General features: G+C 63.0%; 23 protein-coding genes. 7 read left to right on the top strand and 16 right to left on the bottom strand.

What is annotated here, in order from left to right:
* Nucleotides 1-62: 62 nt before the first annotated feature.
* A complete protein-coding gene (locus ACFFNA_RS01210) occupies nt 63-677 on the top strand; it encodes a dimethylsulfonioproprionate lyase family protein (RefSeq protein ID WP_111547462.1) in 615 nt (204 codons plus the stop codon).
* Nucleotides 677-2,152 (top strand): cobyric acid synthase, encoded by a 1,476-nt coding sequence (locus ACFFNA_RS01205; protein ID WP_378914978.1) that lies wholly within the window; start codon nt 677-679, stop codon nt 2,150-2,152. Before ACFFNA_RS01210 ends, ACFFNA_RS01205 begins: the two co-directional genes overlap by 1 nt.
* 7 nt (nt 2,153-2,159) lie before the next feature.
* On the opposite strand, the gene ACFFNA_RS01200 is transcribed toward ACFFNA_RS01205, so the two are convergent.
* The 4 genes from ACFFNA_RS01200 to ACFFNA_RS01185 all read right to left on the bottom strand — a co-directional run bounded on the left by ACFFNA_RS01200 (nt 2,160) and on the right by ACFFNA_RS01185 (nt 4,594).
* Nucleotides 2,160-2,579: a VOC family protein gene (locus ACFFNA_RS01200; RefSeq protein WP_111547460.1), complete on the bottom strand. Its 420-nt coding sequence runs from the start codon at nt 2,577-2,579 to the stop codon at nt 2,160-2,162.
* Between the two features lie 71 nt (nt 2,580-2,650).
* Nucleotides 2,651-3,481 carry a helix-turn-helix transcriptional regulator gene (locus ACFFNA_RS01195; RefSeq protein WP_111547459.1) on the bottom strand — a complete coding sequence of 277 codons (831 nt, stop codon included), beginning with the start codon at nt 3,479-3,481 and terminating at the stop codon, nt 2,651-2,653.
* A gap of 103 nt (nt 3,482-3,584) precedes the next feature.
* Nucleotides 3,585-3,755, bottom strand: a complete 171-nt coding sequence (locus ACFFNA_RS01190) for a hypothetical protein (RefSeq protein WP_023812274.1) — start codon at nt 3,753-3,755, stop codon at nt 3,585-3,587.
* A gap of 53 nt (nt 3,756-3,808) precedes the next feature.
* Nucleotides 3,809-4,594 (bottom strand): TSUP family transporter, encoded by a 786-nt coding sequence (locus tag ACFFNA_RS01185; protein ID WP_111547458.1) that lies wholly within the window; start codon nt 4,592-4,594, stop codon nt 3,809-3,811.
* 127 nt (nt 4,595-4,721) lie between these two features.
* Here ACFFNA_RS01185 and ACFFNA_RS01180 point away from each other — a divergent pair, with 127 nt between their 5' ends.
* Nucleotides 4,722-5,153: a TerB family tellurite resistance protein gene (locus ACFFNA_RS01180; protein ID WP_111547457.1), complete on the top strand. Its 432-nt coding sequence runs from the start codon at nt 4,722-4,724 to the stop codon at nt 5,151-5,153.
* Between the two features lie 46 nt (nt 5,154-5,199).
* The gene (locus ACFFNA_RS01175) at nt 5,200-5,685 is read left to right on the top strand and encodes an NUDIX domain-containing protein (protein WP_378914974.1); all 486 of its coding nucleotides are present in this window, start codon (nt 5,200-5,202) and stop codon (nt 5,683-5,685) included.
* 160 nt (nt 5,686-5,845) lie between these two features.
* Here the strand turns inward: ACFFNA_RS01175 and ACFFNA_RS01170 are convergent, their stop codons facing one another.
* The 5 genes from ACFFNA_RS01170 to ACFFNA_RS01150 all read right to left on the bottom strand — a co-directional run bounded on the left by ACFFNA_RS01170 (nt 5,846) and on the right by ACFFNA_RS01150 (nt 12,282).
* Nucleotides 5,846-7,468, bottom strand: a complete 1,623-nt coding sequence (locus tag ACFFNA_RS01170) for an ABC transporter ATP-binding protein (protein WP_378914972.1) — start codon at nt 7,466-7,468, stop codon at nt 5,846-5,848.
* Nucleotides 7,465-8,334 carry an ABC transporter permease gene (locus ACFFNA_RS01165; RefSeq protein WP_378914970.1) on the bottom strand — a complete coding sequence of 290 codons (870 nt, stop codon included), beginning with the start codon at nt 8,332-8,334 and terminating at the stop codon, nt 7,465-7,467. Before ACFFNA_RS01165 ends, ACFFNA_RS01170 begins: the two co-directional genes overlap by 4 nt.
* Complete coding sequence (locus ACFFNA_RS01160) at nt 8,331-9,278, bottom strand: ABC transporter permease (RefSeq protein ID WP_378914969.1); 948 nt, start codon at nt 9,276-9,278, stop codon at nt 8,331-8,333. Before ACFFNA_RS01160 ends, ACFFNA_RS01165 begins: the two co-directional genes overlap by 4 nt.
* Before the next feature lie 82 nt (nt 9,279-9,360).
* Nucleotides 9,361-10,839, bottom strand: a complete 1,479-nt coding sequence (locus ACFFNA_RS01155; protein WP_378914967.1) for an ABC transporter substrate-binding protein — start codon at nt 10,837-10,839, stop codon at nt 9,361-9,363.
* Between the two features lie 162 nt (nt 10,840-11,001).
* Complete coding sequence (locus ACFFNA_RS01150; RefSeq protein ID WP_378914965.1) at nt 11,002-12,282, bottom strand: acetylornithine deacetylase/succinyl-diaminopimelate desuccinylase family protein; 1,281 nt, start codon at nt 12,280-12,282, stop codon at nt 11,002-11,004.
* 221 nt (nt 12,283-12,503) lie between these two features.
* Here ACFFNA_RS01150 and ACFFNA_RS01145 point away from each other — a divergent pair, with 221 nt between their 5' ends.
* The 3 genes from ACFFNA_RS01145 (at nt 12,504) to ACFFNA_RS01135 (ending at nt 15,887) form a co-directional block, all read left to right on the top strand.
* Nucleotides 12,504-12,932, top strand: coding sequence for a L,D-transpeptidase (locus tag ACFFNA_RS01145; protein ID WP_111547450.1), 429 nt, complete (start codon nt 12,504-12,506; stop codon nt 12,930-12,932).
* A 371-nt stretch (nt 12,933-13,303) separates the two neighbouring features.
* Entirely contained in the window at nt 13,304-14,512 is a 1,209-nt protein-coding gene (locus tag ACFFNA_RS01140) for a carboxylate--amine ligase (protein ID WP_378914963.1), read from the top strand.
* 154 nt (nt 14,513-14,666) lie between these two features.
* Nucleotides 14,667-15,887, top strand: coding sequence for an NAD(P)-binding domain-containing protein (locus ACFFNA_RS01135; RefSeq protein WP_378914961.1), 1,221 nt, complete (start codon nt 14,667-14,669; stop codon nt 15,885-15,887).
* On the opposite strand, the gene ACFFNA_RS01130 is transcribed toward ACFFNA_RS01135, so the two are convergent.
* The 7 genes from ACFFNA_RS01130 to ACFFNA_RS01100 form a co-directional block, all read right to left on the bottom strand.
* On the bottom strand, nt 15,866-16,816 hold the full coding sequence (locus tag ACFFNA_RS01130) for a class I SAM-dependent methyltransferase (protein ID WP_378914959.1): 951 nt from the start codon (nt 16,814-16,816) through the stop codon (nt 15,866-15,868). The genes ACFFNA_RS01135 and ACFFNA_RS01130 overlap by 22 nt on opposite strands.
* Nucleotides 16,809-17,798, bottom strand: coding sequence for a lipid A biosynthesis lauroyl acyltransferase (locus ACFFNA_RS01125; RefSeq protein ID WP_378915615.1), 990 nt, complete (start codon nt 17,796-17,798; stop codon nt 16,809-16,811). Before ACFFNA_RS01125 ends, ACFFNA_RS01130 begins: the two co-directional genes overlap by 8 nt.
* Nucleotides 17,799-17,811: 13 nt before the next feature.
* Nucleotides 17,812-18,840 (bottom strand): zinc-binding dehydrogenase, encoded by a 1,029-nt coding sequence (locus ACFFNA_RS01120; protein WP_378914957.1) that lies wholly within the window; start codon nt 18,838-18,840, stop codon nt 17,812-17,814.
* Between the two features lie 36 nt (nt 18,841-18,876).
* Nucleotides 18,877-20,148 (bottom strand): beta-ketoacyl-ACP synthase, encoded by a 1,272-nt coding sequence (locus ACFFNA_RS01115; RefSeq protein WP_378914955.1) that lies wholly within the window; start codon nt 20,146-20,148, stop codon nt 18,877-18,879.
* A 54-nt stretch (nt 20,149-20,202) separates the two neighbouring features.
* A complete protein-coding gene (locus tag ACFFNA_RS01110) occupies nt 20,203-21,393 on the bottom strand; it encodes a beta-ketoacyl-ACP synthase (protein WP_378914953.1) in 1,191 nt (396 codons plus the stop codon).
* 56 nt (nt 21,394-21,449) lie between these two features.
* Entirely contained in the window at nt 21,450-21,731 is a 282-nt protein-coding gene (locus ACFFNA_RS01105) for an acyl carrier protein (protein ID WP_010909964.1), read from the bottom strand.
* 175 nt (nt 21,732-21,906) lie between these two features.
* Nucleotides 21,907-23,049 (bottom strand): slipin family protein, encoded by a 1,143-nt coding sequence (locus tag ACFFNA_RS01100; RefSeq protein ID WP_378914947.1) that lies wholly within the window; start codon nt 23,047-23,049, stop codon nt 21,907-21,909.
* Nucleotides 23,050-23,144 lie beyond the last annotated feature (95 nt).

Genomic DNA, 23,144 nt, shown 5'->3' with positions numbered 1-23,144 from the left:
CCAACCCCGTCAACCGGCCATTTGGGGAGCGGCTGTGCACCAATGCATGTCCGGAGCGAGATGTGACGACAAAATTCGATGAACTGCTGGGACGGTTCCACGCCTATCTCGCTTCCGTGGATGACGCCCTGGTGCGCGACGCCTCGGCGCGGATCGCCTGGGACATGCCAGCCCGCGCGCTGGAGCCATATCCACTTGGGTGCCTGCGCCACCTCGATCGCGCCGCCGAATTGGCGCCGCCGGATGCGAAGCCGCTGGTGCGATTGCTTGCGGAGCGTCGGAATGACCTCCGCTGGGGGCAGACCTATAGCGAGGCGGATTTCGGCAAGACGTTCATCGACAATTATGGCTGGCTGGAGGTGTTCGGCACGCGTGGCCACTTCGCCAATGAAGAGGTCGCTGCTGGCCTGCTGATCCTTGGCCCCAATATCGTCTATCCGGACCATCATCACGTTGCCGAGGAAATCTACATTCCGCTGACCGGCGGGACCGAATGGCGCATGGGTGAGGGCGGCTTTCGCCGGCGCGCGGCCGGCGAGGTCGTCCACCACGCTTCCAACGTCAACCACGCCATGCGAACGGCCGAAGAGCCATTGCTGGCGCTTTTCATCTGGCGCGGCGGGCCGCTGGCGCAGAAATCGAACATCACCGGAACCGTGGCGCAGGGCAGGGGCTGATGGCCAAGGCGATCATGCTGCAAGGCACGGGCTCGGATGTCGGCAAGACGGTGCTGGTCGCAGGCCTCTGCCGGGCAGCAAAAAAGCGCGGGCTTAAGGTGCGGCCATTCAAGCCGCAGAACATGTCGAACAATGCCGCCGTGGCCGACATTCCCGGCGACAACAATGCCGGCGGCGGCGAGATCGGCCGTGCGCAATGGCTGCAAGCGATCGCTTGCGGTGTGGCGCCATCGGTCCACATGAACCCGGTGCTGCTTAAGCCGCAGACCGATGTCGGCGCTCAGGTCATCGTGCAGGGCAAGGTGTTTGGCGAAGCGCGGGCGCGCGACTATCAGGCGCTCAAGGGCCGGCTGATGGACGCCGTGCTGGACTCATGGGACAAGGTCGGCGAGGGCGCCGACCTGGTCATCGTCGAGGGCGCCGGCTCGCCGGCCGAGATCAACCTCCGCAGCCGCGACATCGCCAATATGGGCTTTGCGACGCGCGCCGACGTGCCGGTGGTGCTGGTCGGCGACATCGATCGCGGCGGCGTCATCGCCTCGGTGGCCGGTACGCATCTGATCCTGCCGGAAGAGGACCGGCGCATGATCGTCGGCTACCTCATCAACAAGTTTCGCGGCGACGTCTCGCTGTTCGATGATGGCATAAAATCGATCGAAAGATTCACCGGCTGGCGCTGTTTTGGCGTCGTGCCGTGGCTGAAGGCGGCAGCACGCTTGCCGTCAGAGGATTCGGTGGTGCTGGAGCGGCTGGCTTCCGGCGATCCGCGCGCCCTGAAGGTGGCCGTGCCGATGCTTGGCCGCATCGCCAATTTCGACGATCTCGATCCGCTCAAGGCCGAGCCGCGGGTCGAGGTGGTGTTCGTGCCACCGGGAAAGCCGCTGCCGGCCGATGCCGGACTGGTGGTCATTCCCGGCTCCAAGTCGACGATCGGTGATCTCTTGAAATTCCGCGAGAACCGTTGGGACCGGGACCTTCTTGCCCACCGCAAGCGGGGCGGTCATGTCGTCGGCATTTGCGGCGGCTTCCAGATGCTTGGCCGCACGGTACGCGATCCCGACGGCATCGAAGGCAGCGTCACCGAGGCCGAAGGGCTCGGCCTGCTCGACGTCGAAACGGTCATGGAACCGGAAAAGACGGTGCGCAATGTCAGCGCGCGCTCGGTACAATTCGACCTGCCGCTTGAGGGTTACGAAATCCATCTCGGCCGCACCACCGGACCGGACACGATGCGACCGTCGGCAATCATCAATGGCGTCGAGGATGGCGCTGTCTCCGCCGACGGCAAGGTGATCGGCACCTATATGCATGGCCTGTTCGGCGCCGACAGCTTTCGCGGGAAATTCCTTGAAAGTCTCGGCATCAAGGGCGGCGGCAGCGACTATCGGGCCGAGGTCGAGCGGGCGCTGGACGAGGTCGCAGCCGAGCTGGAAACCCACCTCGACTGCGACGCGATTTTTGCTTTGGCGCGCTAGACCTTGCCTATGCCTTTTCGCCGGCCTTCGGCCAGTAGGTGCCGAACGACCAGACACTGCCTTCCGGATCGCGGCAAATGAACTCGCGGCTGCCATAGTCGCGGTTGGTCAATTCCTGGATGATCGTGGCGCCGGCCTTCCTGGCTTTGGCATAGGCGGCATCGGCATCGTCGACGGCAATGTAGATCGACTTGCCGCCGCCCGAGCCGGGCTCGCCGACCATCTTGCCGTAGTCGTCGTCGCGCACCGTGCCCAGCATGATCATGGAAGAGCCGAAAACCAGTTCGGCATGATGCACGACATCGCCTTCGCCATAGCGGGCTCGAACGCTGAAGCCGAAGGCATCGCACAGCCAGTCGATCATTTTTGCCGCGTTCTTGTAGCGCAAAGCGGGGTAGAGGCGGGGCGCTTCCGTGGTGGTGGGCATGGGAACTCCTTCAGTTGGGTTGGTCGATATCCCTATTTGGTCGAAGGCCGTTCCACCGTCTTGAAGAAATGTTACCTGACCGAAAGTGCGGTCGGCGTCTCGCCGGCAAGGTCGCGGAACTCGCGCACCAGATGCGCCTGGTCGGCATAGCCGCAATCGGCGGCGATATCCGCCCAGTCGGCTGCCTGCTGCCTCGACAGGCCAAGCGCCCGGTTGAAGCGCACGATGCGCGACAGCGTCTTGGGACCGATACCGATCGCATCGGAAAAGCCGCTGGCGAGATGTTTGCGGCTCCAGCCCAGTCTTTCGGCAAGCGATGAGATGCGGGTCCGGCCACCAGACGTGATGATGCGGTCATAGGCCCAGGCGATTTCGAGCAGCGTTTCGGCGGCATTCTCGATACGGGCGGCGACGAAGGCTTCGGCAAGATCGAAACGCACCGTCCAGTCCGGCGCGTTGCCAAGCCGTTCACGCAGTGCCATGCCTTCTGCGCCGAGCACGTCATCGAGGACGACCATGCTGTCGGTCAGTTCGCTCATCGGCTGGCGGAAGAACCGGCGTGCGCCGAGCGGCGTGAAGTTGACCTGGACGCAGCAGGCGCCACCGAAGGACTCAATCACCACCGGCCCGGCATAAAGGCCGGCAGCGAAACTGGCGAAGCGGTCATTGTCGCCCGGCGCCTTGCCGAGCCCGATGGCGAAGGGTTCGGCAAAGCTGATCACCAGCGGCACGGTCAGCGATGCATATTCGACATTGTGGAAATGGCCCGGCGCCGTTTCGCGATAGCCGCAAATGTCGGTGACGATGCCTTCAAGTGGAGCATTGGGAAGACGCCGGCGCATCTCGAACCGCCCGGCGATGGAGTGGTCCTGTTCCTTCCGGCGTTGCATCTCAACTGGCATTTGCCATCCTTCCGCGGAGAGAAATCTAGCAGACCCCAGACCAGAATCAAAAGCGCCCGGCTTTTGGCCGGGCGCTCCTGATCCCCACTTCAAGGGAAACGTGTCAGGCGCCGCGCATCAAGCAGCCGCCGGCAAGCACGATGAAGGCAATAAGAACGATCCACACCGATGCGAGTGGAATGAACGCAAGAACGCCAAGCGCGGCGAGAACGCCGATGATGGCGATAACAACGGAAATGATAAAAACGATCTGGGTGGGTGCGCTAAGATTCATGTCTGGTTCCCTCCAACATGATTCGAACAGCGGCATTCTATCAGGGCGCGTGATCACACACCAATCATGACGCGCAGCGGGTTCGCCGGGTCGGCCAGGAGCTTCACGGCCAGCGCCAGGCAGACGATCACCAGCAATGGCTTGATCAGTCTTGCGCCGATGCGCATGGCCAGGCTGGCGCCGACGCGGGCGCCGAGGAACTGGGCAACGCCCATCATCAGGCCGATCTTCCAGTAGACGACGCCGACGGCGGCGAAGACGATGAAGCCGCCGATGTTGGAGGCGAAATTGAGCAGCTTGGTATGCGCCGTCGCCTTGAGCACGCCGTAACCGGCAAGTGCGACGAAGGCCAGCATGTAGAAGGAGCCGGCGCCGGGTCCAAACAAGCCATCATAAAAGCCGATGGCGGGCACCAGGGTCACTCCGAACAGGAATGGCGACAGGCGTTCGGCCCGGTCAACATCGTTCATGTTGGGCTTGAGCGCGAAGTAGAGCGCGATGGCGATCAACACCAGGGGCAGGAGGGCGCGCAGGAGATCGCCTGGAACGATCGTCGCCAGCAACGCACCGACAGCACTTCCGGCAAGCGCGAGCAGCGCCGACGGCAATTGCCGTCGCAGGTCGACATGGCCCTTTGAGGCATAGTGGATGGTCGCCGACCCGGAGCCGAACATGCCTTGCAGCTTGTTGGTTCCAAGCGCTTCGACCGGCGAGAACCCGGCAAGCAGCAGCGCCGGGATGGTGATCAAGCCGCCGCCGCCGGCGATCGAGTCGACAAAGCCCGCGGCAAAGCCGGCGAACGCCAGCATGGCGACGGTCTGGGTGGTGAGATCGATCATCTGATGTATGGAAATGTCCGGTGGGCTGAGATATCGGGCGTTCGACCACGACCGCCCTGTTTGCGCAAGGCCGATTCCGCGCTACCTATTCCAACCGCGTCGCATCTGAATCGGAAAGAGGCTCCTGATGGCATTCGCATTGCTGGACCAGATACGCTCGATCTTCGACGGCGACCCGGGCGTGCGCAAGGTGGCGGACGATCCGGTCTTGTCGGCGGAACTTCTGATGCTCTTCCGTATGATCCTGGCCGACGGGTCGGTCAGCGAGAGCGAGATGGTTGCCTTCCGGCGCATCTGCAAGGAAGCCTTCGGCATTGCCGAAACCAGCATCGACAGCGTCATCGAATATCTCAACGAGTTCGGCTACGAAACCAACGGCTCGCAGGCGATTGCGCTGTTCCGCGACCTCGACATTGAGCGGCGCCGGCAACTGGCCCGCCATATGGCGGAGATCGCCAAGGCGGATTCGCAACTGGCCGAGAGCGAGGTGCGGCTGCTTCGCCGCACGCTCGACCTGCTCGACATCAGTCCGGTCGACGTGGTCAAGCCGGGAGGCTGAGGCGCTGCATGGCAGAACCAATCGCCGGCGCTGAGGGATCGTTTGTGTGAGCTTTGCCGATAGCTATCTGGGACAATTGCGGGCGCTGATCGGTGATCGCCTGGTGCTGATGCCGGGCGCTCGCATCGTCATTGAACGCGCCGACGGCTGCATCCTGTTGCAGAAACGAACCGATTTTGGCTTGTGGGGCCTGCCAGGCGGCAATGCCGAGGAAGGCGAGGGCCTGGAGACCGTGGTGATCCGGGAGGTACTCGAGGAAACCGGGTTGATCGTCAGCGATGTCGAGCCGTTCGGGTTCGGCTGTGACCCGCACTATGAAACCTTCCAGTTTCCGAATGGCGATCGCGCCCAGTTTTTCGCGCTGATGTTCTACACGCGCTCCTTTGAAGGCGAACCGGCAGTCACCGATGACGAGAGCAGTGCCGTCGGCTGGTTCACGCCCGACGGCTTGCCGTCGATGCTGCCCAACATGGCGCGCAGCATCGACGCCTATCTCCGGTTCAAGACCACCGGAAAATTCCAGATGATCTAAGAGACTGTTTGGAAATTCTACTCCGGTGGCCATCTAGCGGCGTTTTCTGCGCTTCCGGTGCTCACGGACCCAAATGTCCGCTGCGCTCGTCGCTCCGCGACCCCGAAACAACCACCATATGACTCGCCAGAGCGAATTTCGAAACAGTCTCTGAGACGCTCTAACCTTGTTCCTGCATCCGCCGGGTGATTGCCCGGTGCAGGTCCGGGGCAGCCGTGACCAGCGCCTTGGCCGCCTCGGATTGCGGGTGATCCAGCACTTCGTTCGTCTTGCCGCGCTCGACAATCTTGCCGTCATGCATGACCAGCACCTCGTCCGTGATGGCGCGGGCGACGGTTAGGTCGTGGGTGATGAAGAGATAGGCGATGCCGAGTTTTTGGTTGAGCTCGGCAAACAGGTCGAGGATCTGCGCGCGGATCGAGACGTCGAGCGCCGAGACCGGCTCGTCGGCGACGACCAGCTTGGGGCGGGTGATGATGGCGCGGGCGATCGACAGGCGCTGGCGCTGGCCACCGGAAAACTCATGCGGATATTTGTCCATGTCGCGCTGGTCGAGGCCGACTTCGTGCAGCGCATGCGCAACCATCTCGCGGCGCTCGGCGCGCGTCGGCTTCTTGTCCAGCACATGCAGGGGTTCGGCGACCAGTTTTTCGACCTTCTGGCGCGGGTCGAAGGAGCCGTAAGGATCCTGGAAGACGACCTGCATGTCACGTCGGGCAGGCTTCAGTTCCGCTTCGCTCTTGCCGGTGATGGTCTCGCCGCGAAACCGGATCGTGCCCGAGCTCGGTCGGTCCAACGCCAGGATCATGCGGGCGAGCGTTGACTTGCCGCAGCCGGAGCGGCCAACCAACGCCACTGACTGGCCCGGCGCCATCGACAGGGACACGTCATCGACGGCGCGGATCGCTGGCGCGCGCTTGAACAGCGAAGTGCGCCGGCCGTGATAGTCGCGGGTCACGCCCTCGACCTGGAGCAGGGGTTGGCCCGATCCAACGCCATGCGGCCTGGTGCGCGCCGGCACATGCATCGAGGCCTGCGCCAGCTGGCGCGTGTAGGGGTGGAGCTGTTCGGACAGCGTGCGCGCCGTGTCTCCGGCTTCCATCACCTCGCCACGGCGCAGGATGGTGATGCGGTCGGCCATCTCGGTCACCACCGCGAGGTCGTGCGAGATCAGGAGCAGGCCCATGCGGCTCTCCGCGACGAGGTCGCGCAACAGGTCAAGGATCTGCGCCTGCAGCACCACGTCGAGCGCCGTCGTCGGCTCGTCGGCAATCAGCAGCTTCGGCTTCAACGCACAGGCGATGGCGATGACGACGCGCTGACGCTGGCCGCCGGACAGTTCGTGTGGATAGCGCGACAGTGGGAATTTTGCAGAGGGCAGGCCGACGCGGTCGAGCATTTTTCGCGCCCGCTCCTCGGCCTCGGCGCGGCTTGCCCTGGTGTGCCAGCGTATGCCTTCGGCGACCTGTTCGCCGATGGTCTTGACCGGATTGAGCGCCGTCATCGGCTCCTGGAACACCATGCCGATGTCGTCGCCGCGCAGCGCGCACATCTGGTCCTCGGTTGCCGCGAGGATGTCGATGCCGTCGAACGAGACGCGCCCGGTGGCGCGCGCGGCATGAGGCAGAAGCTGCATCACCGTCAGCGCGGTCATCGACTTGCCCGAACCGGATTCGCCGACCAGCCCCATCACTTCGCCGGGCGCGACGGAAAGCCCCATGCCTGTGAGGATCTGCGTGTCGCCGATGGTCAGCGACAGGTTCTCGATGTCGAGCAGGCTCATCTCTGCCGCCGCGATTTCGGATCGAGGATGTCGGCGATGCCATCGCCCAGGAGGTTGAGCCCAAGCACGGTGACGACGATCGCCATGCCGGGAAAGATCGCCATCCATGGCGCCACCACCATGCGGGTCTGCGCGTCGAACAGCATGCGGCCCCAGCTCGGCATTGGCGGCTGCGCGCCCAGACCCAGATAGGAAAGCCCGGCTTCGGCCAGGATGCCCAGCGCGAACTGGATGGTGCCTTGCACCAGGAGCAGCGTGGCAATGTTGGGCAGCACATGTTCGATGCTGATCTGCGTGCTGCTCTTGCCGGCGGCGCGCGCGGCAAGAATGAACTCGCGCGGCCAGATCGCCAGCGCGCCGGCGCGGGCGACGCGCGCAAACACCGGAATGTTGAAGATGCCGATGGCGATGATGGCATTGACGGCGCCCGGCCCGAAGATGGCGGTGATCATGATGGCCGACAGCAGAGCAGGGAAGGCGAAGACGAGGTCGTTCAGCCGCATCAGCGCCTCGTCAACGAGGCCGCCGCGGGCCGCGGCAAAGGCGCCGAGCGGCACGCCGATCCCCATGCCGATGCCGACCGCGACCAGCGCCACGGCAATCGAATTGCGGGCGCCGACCATGACCATCGACAGGATGTCGCGGCCGAAATGATCGGTGCCGAACCAATGCGCCAGCGAGGGGGCTTGCGTCTTGTCGGCGATCACCAGTTTCGTGACGTCGTAGGGTGTCCAGGCGTAGGAGACGATCGCCATCGCCAGGATCAGCAAGGTGATGACGAAGCCGGCAACGAAAGCGGTATTCCTGAACGCCTTGGCCAGGATGCTGCCGAACGTCTCCTCGGGGATGTCGATGTGCAGCGTCATTGCCGGCTCTTAAGGCGCGGATCGACGACCGCATAGGAGAGATCGACGAGGAGGTTGACGGCTATGACGGCGGCGACCAGCAGCATGACGACGCTTTCGACGACGATCAGGTCGCGCTGGGTGATCGCCTGGAACACCAGCCGGCCTAGGCCGGGCAGATAAAAGACATTCTCGATAATGATGGTGCCGGCAAGCAGGAAGGCGAACTGCAGGCCAAGAATGGTCAGCACCGGAATCATGGCGTTGCGCAGCGCGTGCCGCCACAACACGGCGCGGTAGGGCAAGCCCTTGGCGCGGGCGGTGCGGATATAGTCCTCGTTCAGCACCTCGATCAGCGCCGAGCGGGTGACGCGCGCCAGGATCGCGGCCTGCGGCAAGGCAAGCGCCACTGCCGGCAGCAGCAGCGATTTCAGCGCCGGCCAGACGCCGGCGCTCCAGCCGGGAAAGCCGCCGGCGGGAACCAGCCGCAGCCAGACGGCGAAGACATAGATCAGCATCAGCGCGAACCAGAAATTGGGGACAGCGACGCCAAGCTGAGCGGCGCCCATCGCCACCGTGTCGCCGGCCCGTCCGCGACGGCTGGCGGAATACAGGCCGACCGGAATGGCGATGACGGTGGAGAGTGCCAGCGCAATCAGCGCCAGCGGCAGGGAGACGGCCAGCCGCTCGCGCACCAGATCGATGACCGGCACCGAATAGGTGTAGGAGCGGCCGAAATCGAGGCTGAGCAGGCCGCCGGTCCAATGCAGATAGCGCCAAGGCAGCGGCGCGTTGAGGCCCAACTGGTTGCGCAACAGCTCGACCTGGTCGGCGCTGGCGTTCATGCCCAGCATCAGCCGGGCCGGATCACCGGGCAGGATCTCCAGCACGGCGAACACCACCATGGATGCCAGCACCAGTGTGGCGACGGCGATGGCAAGGCGCTTGAGGAGATAGGCGGTCATGGAAGGTGAACTGAAGAGATCGAGCGCCCACACTGTCGCTGGGGCGCGAAGGAGCGCAAGCGTCGCCTTTTGGCCAACAGCCTCACTCGCTCCACTTCACCTTGGTCAGGTCATTGGCCTGGATCGGCGCGTTTTCCCATAACCCTTGCAGCTTGGCATCCCAGACGCCGACCTTGGGCAGTTCGAAGAGGAAGCCGACCACGGCATCATCGGCCAGGATCTTCTGTGCCTGTCCCAGCAATTCCTTGCGCTTGGCCTCGTCGGAGGTGAGGTTCAGATCGGCAATCACCTTGTCGAAGGCCGGATTGTCGTAGTTGAAGTAATAATCCTTGCGCGAATAGATATCGATGTCGTTGGGCTCGGTGTGCGAGACGATGGTCAGGTCGTAATCCTTCTTGGTGAACACCTGATCCAGCCACTGCGCCCATTCGACCGGGATGATCTCGAGATCGATGCCGACGTCGCGAAGTTCCGAGGCGATGATCTCGCCGCCGAGCCGCGCGTAAGAGGGCGGCGGCAATTTCAGCGTCGCCTTGAAGCCGTTCTCCAGTCCCGCTTCCTTCAGCAGTTCCTTGGCCTTGGCGACATCATGCGGATAGCGGCCGGTGAGGTCGAGATAGTCCTTGTTGGCCGGTGACATGTGCGAGCCGATCGGCACTCCGAGGCCGGCCGAGGCGCCGTCGATGATCGCCTTGCGGTCGAGCGCATAGGAGATCGCCTGCCTCACCTGCAGCTTGTCGAAAGGCGGCTTCTTGTTGTTGATCGACAGGATGGTTTCGCCCTCGGTTGCGCCGATCACCACCTTGAAGCGCGGGTCGTCCTTGACCTGCGCGACGCTGTCGGCATCGAAGAACGGGAAAGCCTGGATGTCGCCCGAGAGCAGCGCCGGCACATAGGCGGCGGCATCCGGCACGATGCGGAACTCGGCCTTGTCGAGCGACGCCGGCGTGCCCCAGTAATTGTCCGATTTGACCAGCGTGATCGACGATCCCTTGGCCCAGCTCTGGAATTTGAACGGGCCGGTGCCGATCGGCTTCTCCTTGTTGGTGTCGGCCGATTCAGGCGCCACGATCACTGCGTCGCCCCAGCCCATATTGTAGAGGAAGGAGCCTTGAGGGTTCTTCAACGTCACCTTGACCGTTGCCGGGTCGACCACGTCGACCGTTTCGATGGCGGCGAACAGGCCTTTCTGCGCATTGACCGAGTTGTCGGCGCGGGCGCGGTCCAGCGAGAATTTCACGTCGCTGGCGTCGAAATCGGTGCCGTCGTGGAATTTGACGCTGGTGTGCAGCTTGAAGGTGTAGACCTTGCCGTCATCGGAAATGGTCCAGCTTTCGGCCAGATCCGGCAGCACCTCGCCATTCGGCCCGATGCGGGTCAGGCCCTCGAACACATTGGCGTAGAGAACCTCATCGATGGCCGCGGCAGCACCGGCGGTCGGATCAAGATGCGGCGGTTCGAGCGGAATGCCGATGACCAGGTCGGTTCGCGCGGCAAACGCCGAGGTGCCAGTGGCCAGCGACAGCACCGCCGCCGCCAGAATGGTTTTCCACAATCTCATCGTGCAACTCCCCATGCGTTTCAGACACGTGCTCAAACCCGGGCGATAGAAGCGTGATTTTGCCACGGAGTAAATTGCGTTTCGTTCTGCCCGGCAGGATGGCCGGGAATGTTTTTGCCGTGGCAGCCCTGCCGGCAGGTCGAAGCTTGTTGTGATGCGGAGCTATCCCGAGGCTGTGCCGCGTAGCAGCACGTTGAGCCCGATCGCCATCACCTTGGCCGATTCCACCATGTCCGATATTCCGACCCATTCGTCCGGGCGGTGGGCGAGGTCGAGAATGCCCGGGCCATAGGCGATGCAATCATAGATATGGCCGATGCGGGCAATGTGCTTCTGGTCGTAGGTGCCGGGCGAAATGACATAGTCCGGTTCACGGTCGAAGATCGCCATGATGCCTTGCGCCACCGCCTTGACCACGGGCGCGTCGCGCTCGGTCATCAGCGGCAGCACTTCCATCAGGTCGCGGATCTCGTAGTCGAATTTTTTCCGCTCGCGCTTCAGCCGGTCGAGAATGCCGGTCACTTCACCTTTGACCGTGCCGAGGTCCTCCTCGAGCAGGAAGCGGCGGTCGATGGTCAGCCGGCAGGAATCGGGCACGTTGGGCGAGGGCAGGCCGGGTCGGAAATCCTCGGTCTGGCCACCGTGGATGGAGTTGATGTTCATGGTCGAGCGCCTGGCGCCTTCGGGCACGACCGGCATGCGCGTCATCTTGCGGTCGAGCGCGGGGAACAATTCATCCTCGAAGGCCTGCAGCACGGCGCCCATATGGCGTACCGCATTGTCGCCGAGAAACGGCATCGAGCCATGCGCGATCTCGCCCTTGGTTTCGATCTCCGCCCACCAGACGCCGCGATGACCAAGGCAGATGCGGTCCTTGTTCAGCGGCTCGGGAATAATGACGTGGTCGACCCTGGGTTTCGAGAAATAGCCGAGCCTGGCCAGATGGGCGACGCCGCCGAAGCCGCCGGACTCCTCGTCGACGGTGCCCGATATTTCGATGGCGCCGGGAAAGTCGGGAAACACCTCCAAGAAGGCTTCGGCGGCAATGACCGAGGCGGCCAGACCGCCCTTCATGTCGCAGGCACCACGGCCGTAGACCTTGCCGTCCCGGACGACGCCGGCAAAGGGATCGACGGTCCAGCCTTCGCCCGCTTCGACAACGTCGATATGCGAGTTGAAGTGGACGCAGGCGCCAAGCGAGCGTCCGTCGAAACGGGCAACGACATTGACACGCGGGTAGCGATCGGTGTCGCCGGGCGTGCCTTCGGCGCGGATGAATTCGGTCTCGAAGCCGCTCTTCTTCAGCCGCGCACTGAGATATTCGGCGCATGGCCGGTAGGCCTCGCCCGGTGGGTTGATGGTCGGAAAACGGATCAGGTCAGCGGTCAGCGCGACGACATCGTCGCGCCGGTCATCGATTGCCTTGAGGAGTCGCTCGTTCATGCGACGAGTTGAGCAGCGATATCTGCGATTTTGCAAGCCCGCTGGTGATCAGGCCCGTGCGGCGTGTCGTTGCGGCAACTATCGCGCGAAATCGATCAAATTCGCTGCTTTGGATTGGCGAATTGGTCAAGGAGTGTGTGCTATCCGTTCACCTGCCATTAAAAAGATGAAAAACAACGTGATGGCAGGCAAGTAAGGGGCAATCAAAGGGGTTTGATCGCATGAAAAAGACAGTTCTCATGGCAGCCGTGTTTGTCGCGATGCTGTTCGGTGCCGCGGGGCAGGGTTGGGCAGCCAGCCTCGTTGCAAGCATAGACGTGTCGTCGCAGACGATGACGGTCAGATATGGCTTTTCGGTTTATCGATGGAGCGTGTCCACCGCGCGACCCGGCTATTTCACGCCGCGCGGCACCTATCGGCCGCAACGCACGGCCCGGATGTGGTATTCGCGCAAATACCATATGTCGCCAATGCCTTATTCCGTGTTCTTCCGTGGTGGCTATGCCATCCACGGAACCGGCGCCGTCAGGCAGCTCGGCAGACCGGCATCGCATGGCTGCGTGCGGCTGCACACGGCCAACGCCGCAGCCTTCTATTCGATGGTGCGGGAAGTGGGTTTCGGCAACACGCGGATTGTCGTGACGAACTAGTGCCGTCGGGCATCGTCCGGATGGCGGCGCAGTCTTGTCCTGTGTTAGCCGGTTCAACGTCGGTGGGTCGCTGAACCGACCCAACTGTTTGTTTTTACGTGCATTTTTCCTGAATTGCTTTGGCCGCCGAAGCCAACGGCAAGTTGGAACGCGTACATTCCTGGCATAGTCAATGCCGACTGCTGGGGCCTCTTTCTAAGCGGCGACGATTTTTCATTACTATGTAGAAAGCATTGGTATGAGACTTTCCGCCGGTAGCGGCAGCACTTGGGCGACCAGTTTTCTATATTAGACGTCTCTTATTTTTTTGCAGGCCAGTCAATCGGCAACCGGAAGTCTAGCCGCTGCGTACCGATTGTCGGAATTGACAGATGCTCTCCCAGCTAAAAATGGACGATCGTGTTTCCAGTCGGCCCGCCGGGGTGGTTATTCTTGGTGGGGCGCACGGGACGCTGGCGCTGGCCAGGAGCCTTGGCGCGCAGAAAGTGCCGGTCTGGCTGATAAGCGCCGACACGCCTCTGCCCCGCTTTTCGCGTTACGCTCGTCGGCAGATGACGTGGCCCGGCCCCGAGGATGACGGCGCCGTTGCCTTCCTGCTCAAGCTGGCTGAGACCGAGGGGTTGGACGGTTTTCTTCTGGTTCCCGGCGGCGACCCTGAAGTTCGCTTTGTGTCGCAAGCCATCGAGCAACTGTCCGATGTATTCGACGTGGTGCTGCCACCATGGCAGCAGCTGAAATGGGTTTGTGAGAAGCCGCTTCTGTATCGTCGTGCCCGCGAACTGGCACTCGCCATTCCGCTGACCTACGAGTTCACTTCGCTGGAGCAGGCAACGGCCGCCGCGCTTCGCTTTCCCGTCATCCTGAAGCCGAACATGGGCGGGCGCAGCCGTTTTGCTCGCGCAAAAGCCATTCTCGCCAACGACCAGGCGTCGTTCCTGGCAGCCTATAAATGGGCCGCCGAACAGATCGGTTTCGAGAATGTCGTCGTTCAGGAAATGATACCGGGGGGAGGAGAAAGCCAGTTTTCCTACGCGGCGCTGTGGAACCGGGGCGCGCCGGTGGCCGAGTTTACCGCCCGTCGCAGCCGGCAATATCCGGTCGATTTCGGCTATACCAGCACCTTCGCGGAGGTCGTCGACGAACCGCAACTGATCGACGCCGCGCGCCGGCTTCTTGGATCGATCGCACACCACGGACTGGTGGAGGTCGAATTCAAGCGCGACCCCCGCGATGGCTCGTTGAAGATACTCGATGTCAATCCGCGGCCCTGGACATGGTTTGGGCTTGCCGCTGCCGCGGGCGTCGATCTCGGCGCCATGCTTTGGGCAATCAAGTCGGGCCACGAGGTCGGGGCGGTCTCGGCGCGGCCGAATACGTCCTGGATGTATCTGGTTCGGGACATGGTGGCCGTCAGCAAGTTGATCTCAAGTGGCCGGCTGACAAAGGGGGCCTATTTGCGCTCATTTGGCTCGGTACGGGCATGGGCGACATTCACGGCAAGCGACCCGATGCCGGGCCTGATCGACATACCATTGACTGCATGGAGAGTGCTGACGAGGCGGATACTTCGTATGCGGTGAAATCAGTGCCTGGCAATGCCGGATAAGCTGCCGGTCAGGTAGAAGAACGCTGTCTATTTCCGCAATCTTAACTCAAGGACGTTTAGGACGGCGACGTGACTGAGTAAGTTTCCGGGCAGAGATCCGGCTTGCAGAGATCCACGAGAACCATGACATGACCGCTCCCATGCCCAGGACCGATTGCGAGGTGGCTGTAATCGGTGCCGGACCGTTCGGGCTGGCCGTTGCTTCCGCGCTCAAGGCGGCGCGCATTGAAACGCTTGCCCTTGGCGGTGCGATGTCCTTCTGGCGCGACCACATGCCAAGAGGCATGAGGCTGCGCTCACCCTGGCATGCGACCTATATCGGCCAGACCAAAGGTGCGCTCTCGCTAGATTCCTACGCAGCGGTTCTTGGAATCTCGCCGCGCGAACCGCTGCTGCTCGAAAACTTCATCGACTATGGACTGTGGATACAGGCCCAGACGGTTGCCGATCTGGATACGCGCTGGGTTAGCCGCATCGAGACGGCGAAGGGAGGGTTTCGCCTCGCTCTTGCCGATGGCGATGCCGTCCATGCGCGGCGTGTCGTCGTTGCCACCGGGCTGATGAACCAGCAGATGATCCCCGCCGTCTTCAATGGATTGCCCGCCGAACTGGTCAGCCATGCCAGCGAACATGCCGGCTACGAGGCCTTCCGCGGCAAGCGGGTCGCCGTCATCGGGCGCGGGCAGAGCGCCTGCGAATCCGCGGTGCTGCTCAAGCGAAGCGGGGCGGATGTCGAACTTGTCTGCCGTGGCGACATCCATTGGCTTGGGTATCGAACGCTGTCGGGAAACAAAAGCTGGAGTTTGCGCGACTTCGCTTCGGAGCGCCTTGCGTCGCCCTCCAGGGTCGGCCCCTTCCCACTGTCATGGCTGGTCGAAGTCCCAGGCTTTGTGCACCGGTTTCCGGAGGCAGCCAGAGATGGGCTCAACACGCGCAGCCTTGGGGCCGGCGCGTCAGGCTGGCTGAAGCCGGACTTCGACGGAATAAAAGTCAATGCCGGCAGCAGGATTGTTGGCGCAGCCGCCAAAGGCCATGCCATCGAACTGCGGTTCGAGAAGGATGCCGCTACCTTCGATCACGTCCTGCTGGGCACGGGTTACCAGATCGATATCGCCAGGCTGGGGCTGTTCGCGCCCGATGTGCTTGCCGCGATTACGCGCCGGGAAGGCGCTCCGGTGCTCTCCGCGGGATTCGAGTCGAGCATTCCTGGCCTGCATTTCGTTGGCGCGAGCGCCGTCGGCAGTTTTGGCCCGCTGATGCGTTTCACCGCCGGCACGCCTTACGCCGCGCGCAACGTCACCCGTTTCGTCAAGGCCAGAGGCAAGGGCTACGCCGCGGCGCGAAACTGAAAGACCGCGTAGTCGATGGTTCGGATCGCGTCGAGGAAACCGGGCATCGGCGGTACGGAAAGTTCCACGAAAATGCCGGCTTCGCGGATTGCCGGCCTTGCCCAATCGATGGCGCGGTGGCTTGAGCTTCCGTAGACGATGAAACAGTTCCGCGGGCGCCGTTCGAGCGACGACACGAGATTTTTCAGCACGATGTCGAAAACGTCCTTCGAAAAAGGATTGTAGAAATAAACCACCAGGGGCGCATCGGGAAATTCGTAAGCTGCCGCATCCGCCTCGACGACACTGAGTGCCCGGCATTTCTGCGACGGATCCCGGAAGCGCTTTATGTTGCTTCTGGCGATTTCGACCAGCTCGCGTGCGAACTCCACCCCGATGATCTCGGCAAACGGATATCGCGACGCCAGCAATAGCGTTCGCGATTTCCCAGAGCCGATGTCGATGAATGTATGGCCCTGGAGATCCTGGGGCAGCGACTTCATGATGAAATCAAAGGTTTTGGGCGAGGTGCATACGGCTTCGTTGCCCTTGCTGCGATGCGGGCCAACGACATCCAGCGCGGCGAGCTGGATCGAGCCAGCTGTATCGACATCGTGCCGGCGATCCCATTTTCGCGCGAGGCGGTCGGCGACGATATAACGGACGTTTCGCAGGACAAAGCCAACGCTTGCGCCGAACCCATGCCGACGAACGAGCCTGATCGGCTCCAGCAAGCCCCGCTGGCGGATATAGGACCAGGCCCTGCCAAAACGGCCGAACGAACGGTCCTCGAGGCTATCCCGGTCCAGGCGACGCGTTTCGAGACTAACCATGCAACGGGTCCAGCCGATGAATATCGCTGAGATATTTGCACCCCGGCCGTTTAAGATTCCCTGACCAACAAAGCTACGAATGTCAGGACCGGTAAGCCAATCAATGGGCTCAGGCACCAGCGACTGGCGCTTTTGCCTGCGTGGGCCGCTTTCCCCGCCGGCCGCCGCCGATCTCCCACCTTTTATGGAACCACATCCACTGGCCGGGATCTTCGCGTACCCAGCGCTCGACTACGTCGTTGAGAAGCTGTGTGGTGGCGTGGACATCAACGATGCCGTCAGCGGTGCGCGGCAAGATTAGCCTGTCCTCGATCTCGAGCCGGAAGCGGTTGCCCGGAAGCCTGACGCAGCGCGCCGGATAGACGTCGCAGTCGTAGTGACGGGCAAGGGTGCCCAGGACGCGATTGCTCTGGCAGGGACGGCCGAAGAATGTCGTCTCCAGGCCGTTGGAGAATTTCTGGTCGACCAAGACGCCGATGTTGCCACCGTTCTCCAGGACGCCGGCCAACGCAAATGAAGCGCCGGCCATCGATGGCAGCAATGAGCCCATGGTCGAGCGGCGCGTCGAAAGGATGTAGTCGGCAAGGTAGGGGTTGTTGGGCGGGCGAAACAGCGCCGTGATGTTCATACCGAAGGTTGCCGCGGCCACCGGCAGCAGTTCGAAATTGCCGAGATGGCCGGTGAAGACGATGTGCGGCTGCTTTTCGGCGGCGATCTCGATGAAGTGTTCTATCCCCTTGACCTCGACGCGTCCCAGGCTGGTGGCGGCGGGATCGTAGTCGAACAGGGCGTCGAGAAAGATGTATTCGGCGGCGAGGCGGGCCATGTTGCCCCACATGTCCGAGGCGATGGCCTGGATCTCGGCTTCGCTCTTTTCCGGATAGGCCTTGCGCAAATTGTCGACGGCGACCTGATGGCGCCCCACCCGGGGGCCGACGCGGCGTGCGACGCGGTCAGCGAAATTCAGCGCGCTGTCAGCCGGTAGCAGGCGCAGGACCGAGATGATCAGCATCGCCGCACGCGCAACCAGCCAGTAGTTCAACTGGCGCAGCTGCCTGCCATAACGAAATTTGAGATCCCGGCGAAACTTCTTGAACACTGAGGTCAAGGCTCTATGTGACGCGCAGGATGATCTTGCCGAACACGTCGCGGCCTTCCATGCGCTTCAGCGCGGCATCGATATCGCCGAAGCCGACTTCGGTGTCGATGACCGGTGCGACCTGTCCCGCCGCCATTTTTTGCATGGCGTTGGCCATGTTCTCCATGCGGCAGCCGAAGGAACCGAGCAGTTTCAACTGCTGCTGGAACAGCTGCATCAAATTGATCTGCGTCGACACGCCCGAGGTCGAGCCACAGGTTACCAGGCGACCGCCGCGCTTCAGGCACAGCATCGAGCCGGCAAAGGTGTCGGCGCCGACATGTTCGAAGACGACATCGACGCCCTTCTTCTTGGTCAGCTTGCGCACGACGCCTTCGAAGCGGTCGTCGCGATAGTTGATGACATGGTCGGCGCCGAGCGCTTTGGCCTTGTCGATCTTGTCGTTCGAGCCGACCGTGGTGATGATCGTGCAGCCCATCCGCTTCGCCAGCTGGATGGCCGCCGAGCCGATGCCGGAGCCGCCGGCATGGACAAGGATGGTCTCGCCGGGCTGCAGCCTGGCGTTGTCGAACAGCATGTGCTCGACGGTGCCGAAGGTGACTGGCGCCACCGCAGCGCCGATATCGGTCACGCCGGGCGGGGCGGGGACCAGCAGGCGCGCCGGCAGGTTGATCTTCTCCTGCGCGAAGCCGTCGAGATGGAAGCCGTGAACGCCCGAAACATGTTCGCAGAGATTGTCGCGGCCTTCGCGGCAGGCACGGCAAAGGCCGCAGGTGCGCGCGCCGTAGATCGACACCAACTGTCCGGGCAAGAGACTGGAAACGCCGGGACCGACCGCCTCGACCTCGCCGGAGGCTTCCGCGCCGACGACCAGCGGCAGCTTGCGCTTGGCGAAGGCCATGCCGCGCCAGCCCCAGACGTCGATGTGGTTCAGCGCCACCGCCTTTATGCGCAGTGTGACTTCGCCGAGTGCCGGCGGCGGAGGAGGCGGCAGGTCCACCGTCTCAAGACGGCGGTCCTCGATAAGTTGCAGTGCGCGCATGGAGCCTGTCGGTTCTGATTGGCGGAAAAAGGTCGCTTAGACCGGTTCCCGCGCCATGACAAGGCAAGTGTTCTGGCCGCCGAAGCCGAAGGAGTTCGACAGAACACTGCGGACCTCGGCGTTGCGCTTCTTGTTCGGCACCACGTCGAGCACGATCGCCGGGTCAGGATTGTCATAGTTGATGGTCGGCGGAATGACGCTTTCGCGCATCGTCATCAGCGAGAACGCCGCCTCGACAGCACCGGCCGCCGACAGCGTGTGGCCGATCATCGATTTGTTCGACGAGACCGGCATCGAGCCGATCCGCTCGCCGAACACCGTCGACAGCGACAGGTGCTCCATCTTGTCGTTTTCCGGCGTCGAGGTGCCATGGGCGTTGACGTAGTCGATCTCGTCTTTGCTCAGGCCGGCATCGGCAAGGGCGGCACGAACCGCGGCGATCGCCGGCGAACCGTCCGGCTTGGAGCGGGTGCGGTGGAAGTCGTCGGCCTTTTCGCCACAGCCGCGCAGAATGCCTAGAACAGTCGCTCCACGGGCAAGTGCTGCTTCCAGCGATTCCAGCACGAGCGCGCCGGAGCCTTCGGCCAGCACGAAGCCGTCGCGATCCTTGGAGAAGGGTTTTGATGCTTTTTCCGGGATGTCGTTGTGGGTGGAAAGCGCCGACAGCAGCGAGAAACGGATCAGTGCCTCGGCGGTCGCCGAACCGTCGGCGCCGATCGACAGCGCCCGGTCGCATTCGCCGCGGCGGATCGCCTCGACGCCGAGCTGGATGGCGGTGGCGCCGGAGGCACAAGCGGTCGACAGCGTGATCGGCAGGCCGCGCGTGCCGAAGCGGTCGGCGAGCCGGTCGGCGATCGAACCGAATTGCGTGGTCTCGAAAATGTCTGTCACCTTCAGCCCGCGCGCCACCCGCAGCAGCCTTTCGGCGCCGGCATCCTTTTTGTCGGAATTGTAGAGCGAGAAGCGTTCGTGCCAGTCGAGTTCGACCGGTGGCGAAGCAAGGAACAGAGGACCACCGAAGTCACTGGAATTGAGACCGGCTTCGGCCACGGCCTCGTGCGCGGCGGTTTCGGCAAGCTCATAGGTGAGGGGGCTGGCACCCTTCGAACTCGACGCCAGGAAGTCGACGGTGCCGGAGATGCGGGTGTTGAGATGGTCGACCGGAAAGCGGGTGATCGGGTGGATGCCCGATTTGCCGGAAGTCAGCGCTGCCCAATTGTCGGCCTTGCCGACGCCAAGCGAGGTCACCACGCCGATGCCGGTGACGGCGACGATTGGCCTGCCTATGTGATCGTTCAGATTGGCCATCCGGGAGCCCTCGACCTTCTAGTATCGTTACAGCATGGATTGCGGAGCACCGCCTCAGGCGGCGTTGACCAGCGCCATGCCCTCGAATTGGTGATAGCCGATAGCCGTTGCAAGGACGGTTGCGGGAACGCCTTCGAATGGCGTCTCGGCAGCGGCATCAAAAACGGGGTAGGCGGCCTTGCGGTCGATGGCGAGTGCGGCCAGCGCTACGGCGAACGGAAACTGCGCTTCCTTCATATGTCCGGTCAGCGTCGAGAAGCCGCGAGAAGCGATCGCCGGATTGGCATCGAGCGCTGCTTTCTCGGCGGTGGTTGCGGCATGCGCGCCCGACGCGCCCGACAGGGCAAGCAGCTTGCCGTTCGGCAGCGCCGCTTGGCTGAGCAGCGCGGCGATCTCCGCGTCGAGTTCGCCCCGCCGCCGCCTGGCGCGGCCGGAGACGATCGGCCCGAGCTCGGCATAGATCTTGCGCCCACGGCTTGTCGCGTGTTCGCGCTGCTCCAGCACCAGGAAGGCACCGCCGGAGCCTGACACCACGCCGCCGCCTTCAGCGCCCTGTCTTTGCCAGACCGGCTTCCACGGGCCGCGATGCAAATAACCGGCAAGCTCGTAGCCGAGCAGCATGTCGGAATGTTCGGTCTGGAAGGCGCCGCCGACCAGGATATGCGTCGACTGGCCGGAGCGGATGCGCGCGGCGGCCGTCTCGACGGCGGCGACGCCCGCACCTTCCTCGCCCATGAAGGTTCTGGACGAGCCGGTCACCTTGTGGACGATGGAGATGTTGCCGGCGAGCAGATTGGAAAGCTGGGCCAGGAACAGGGTCGGCCGCAGTTCGGTGGTCAGCTTCTCGTTGAGCAGCACGTCGCGGTCGTTGCGGCTTTCCGAAGCGGCGAGAATGGCGGCGTCGACCGCCTCGTCGCGCTCGCCGCCACCGGCGGCCACCACCATGTCCATGGTTGCGCAGAGTTCGTCATTGCCCTTGATGCCGGCATCGTCCAGCGCCAGGCCGGCAGCATAGGTGCCGAGCCTCTGCCAGGTCTCCATCTGACGCTGGTCGCCGCGCTTGGCGATCTGCAGGTTCCAGTCGATCTCGGGCAGCGGATGGACAGTGTAGGGCGCGAAACGCGCGGCTTCGAGCACCGGCTGCAGACCCGGCTGCGCGAGCTTCTGCCAATGGGCGTCCGGACCCTCTCCCAGCGAGGAGACAAGGCCGATACCAGTGATGACGACGTCGTGGGGGCTGCTCATGGGCGGCTTTGTGGGTCAGGCGGCAGAGCGCGTCAAGGTCGCGCGCTCAACTGACGTCAGGCGGTCTTGGCGGCGACCAGCGCGTCGATCTTGGCGCACAGGTTCTTCATGACGAAGTAATCGTCGGTCGAAGCCTTGCCGTCATTGACCTCCTGGGTCCACTTTTCCAGCGGCACCTTGATGCCGAATTCCTTGTCGATGGCGAAGACGATGTCGAGGAAATCGAGGCTATCGATGCCGAGATCGTCGATCGTGTGGCTCTCGGGCGTAATGGTGTCGATATCGATCTCGCTGGTGTCGGCAATGATCTTGGCGACTTTGTCGAACGTGGTGGACAAGGGCTTTTCCTTCGGTTGCGGGCGGAATCTGTCCGCATGTGTTTGGGCGCTGTCTAATCGGTTTTTCCCGGCAGGAAAAGGCCTGATACGCCGGGCGCAGATGGGAAGCGCCCTATGGAAACGCAAGAAGAGCCGCCGGTTGACCGGCGGCTCTTCCCATTGACGTTACGTCAGCTCAGCCGTCGCGGAGCTTGACCAGGTCGTTGAGCAGTCCGCCCGTTCCATTGTGGACGGTCAGCCGCTCGACCTTGCCGGCGATGGTTTCCAGAGCCTCGAGCTCCTTCAGCCGCAGCATCACCGGGTTCTCCGCCATCACCCGGGCCGTGTTGAGCAGCGAACGCGTGGCGTTCGTCTCCTCGCGGCGGCGGATGATGTTGGCCTCGGCCTGCTTTTCAGCCGACACCACCTGGTTGAGGATCTCGCCCATCTCGCCCGGCAGGATGACATCCTTGAGGGCGATATCGCTGACCTCCACACCGATCTCGGCCATGTCGGCGCGGACCTTTGCCGCCGCTTCCTCGTCGACCGTCACCTTCTTTTCAAGGATCTGGTCGAGCGTCAGCGCGCTCAGCGTCTTGCGGAAGGCGTACTGCAGGGCGCGGTAGAGGGCTTCGGAGAAGTCCTTGACAGCGCTCACCGCCTTGACCGGATCGACGACCCGGTATTCGGCGGCGATGTTGACGCGGATCGTGACGCGATCCTTGGTCAGCACTTCCTGCCCGGCAACGTCGAGCGACTGGCGCTTGAGGTCGACGACCTTGATCTGCACCATGCGTCCGACGTTCCAAAAAGCATGCACGCCCGCCGTCAGCGTCCTGACCAGGACACCGTCGATGAACAGCAGTCCGGCCTGGCCGTCGACGACCGGATGGACGGACATCAATTCCGTCTTCCGGGCCTGGCCGAGCCGGCGCATGACCGCCGCATCGATGGCGAGATCGGCCGACGTGTCGATCGACGTCACCTTCCACGGACCGGCATCCGTCCACAGCACGAGCTTGCGATCCGGCGCCAGCACGGCATGCAGGTTGCCGTCACGCTCGATGACGGCGACGTCCGTGCGCCCGGTGCGAACGACGGTGAAATGACGCGCGGCCATATTCGGGAGCTTGTCGAACAACGCCTTCTCGTATGCCGAAACGAATTCCGGGTTCTTCAGATCGTGCCGTGACACCTCAAGGCTTCCGCGCCGGTTGGCGAGCCAATATTCGCCCGGCAGCAGGACAGCCTTGATCTCACCCTTGTGGAGGGTGAGGGCACGTTCGTTTTCCTTTACGAGGACGCGCTCGCGTCCAAGAACCTTGTCGAGAATGGTCATTGTCTTACTCCTGTCGGGCATGGCCCCATGCGAGGCGTCAAGTCATGCGTCGATCGTTCCTTTCGTTTCTCGTTTCACATCGTCTCTAACGTCAT

Origin of the sequence: Mesorhizobium kowhaii (assembly GCF_042431665.1) — a bacterium.
GTDB classification, from domain to species: domain Bacteria; phylum Pseudomonadota; class Alphaproteobacteria; order Rhizobiales; family Rhizobiaceae; genus Mesorhizobium; species Mesorhizobium kowhaii.
This window is presented reverse-complemented; position numbering and strand designations above follow the sequence as displayed.

Bases quoted from the DNA above. Each gene is read 5' to 3' on its own strand.
- ACFFNA_RS01180 (WP_111547457.1), top strand. From the start codon at position 4,722: ATGGCATTCGCATTGCTGGACCAGATACGCTCGATCTTCGACGGCGAC.
- ACFFNA_RS01165 (WP_378914970.1), bottom strand. From the start codon at position 8,334: ATGACGCTGCACATCGACATCCCCGAGGAGACGTTCGGCAGCATCCTG.
- ACFFNA_RS01115 (WP_378914955.1), bottom strand. From the start codon at position 20,148: ATGGCCAATCTGAACGATCACATAGGCAGGCCAATCGTCGCCGTCACC.
- ACFFNA_RS01195 (WP_111547459.1), bottom strand. From the start codon at position 3,481: ATGCCAGTTGAGATGCAACGCCGGAAGGAACAGGACCACTCCATCGCC.
- ACFFNA_RS01205 (WP_378914978.1), top strand. From the start codon at position 677: ATGGCCAAGGCGATCATGCTGCAAGGCACGGGCTCGGATGTCGGCAAG.
- ACFFNA_RS01135 (WP_378914961.1), top strand. From the start codon at position 14,667: ATGACCGCTCCCATGCCCAGGACCGATTGCGAGGTGGCTGTAATCGGT.
- ACFFNA_RS01185 (WP_111547458.1), bottom strand. From the start codon at position 4,594: ATGATCGATCTCACCACCCAGACCGTCGCCATGCTGGCGTTCGCCGGC.
- ACFFNA_RS01100 (WP_378914947.1), bottom strand. From the start codon at position 23,049: ATGACCATTCTCGACAAGGTTCTTGGACGCGAGCGCGTCCTCGTAAAG.
- ACFFNA_RS01190 (WP_023812274.1), bottom strand. From the start codon at position 3,755: ATGAATCTTAGCGCACCCACCCAGATCGTTTTTATCATTTCCGTTGTT.
- ACFFNA_RS01155 (WP_378914967.1), bottom strand. From the start codon at position 10,839: ATGAGATTGTGGAAAACCATTCTGGCGGCGGCGGTGCTGTCGCTGGCC.
- ACFFNA_RS01170 (WP_378914972.1), bottom strand. From the start codon at position 7,468: ATGAGCCTGCTCGACATCGAGAACCTGTCGCTGACCATCGGCGACACG.
- ACFFNA_RS01150 (WP_378914965.1), bottom strand. From the start codon at position 12,282: ATGAACGAGCGACTCCTCAAGGCAATCGATGACCGGCGCGACGATGTC.
- ACFFNA_RS01160 (WP_378914969.1), bottom strand. From the start codon at position 9,278: ATGACCGCCTATCTCCTCAAGCGCCTTGCCATCGCCGTCGCCACACTG.
- ACFFNA_RS01200 (WP_111547460.1), bottom strand. From the start codon at position 2,579: ATGCCCACCACCACGGAAGCGCCCCGCCTCTACCCCGCTTTGCGCTAC.
- ACFFNA_RS01110 (WP_378914953.1), bottom strand. From the start codon at position 21,393: ATGAGCAGCCCCCACGACGTCGTCATCACTGGTATCGGCCTTGTCTCC.
- ACFFNA_RS01120 (WP_378914957.1), bottom strand. From the start codon at position 18,840: ATGCGCGCACTGCAACTTATCGAGGACCGCCGTCTTGAGACGGTGGAC.
- ACFFNA_RS01140 (WP_378914963.1), top strand. From the start codon at position 13,304: ATGCTCTCCCAGCTAAAAATGGACGATCGTGTTTCCAGTCGGCCCGCC.
- ACFFNA_RS01145 (WP_111547450.1), top strand. From the start codon at position 12,504: ATGAAAAAGACAGTTCTCATGGCAGCCGTGTTTGTCGCGATGCTGTTC.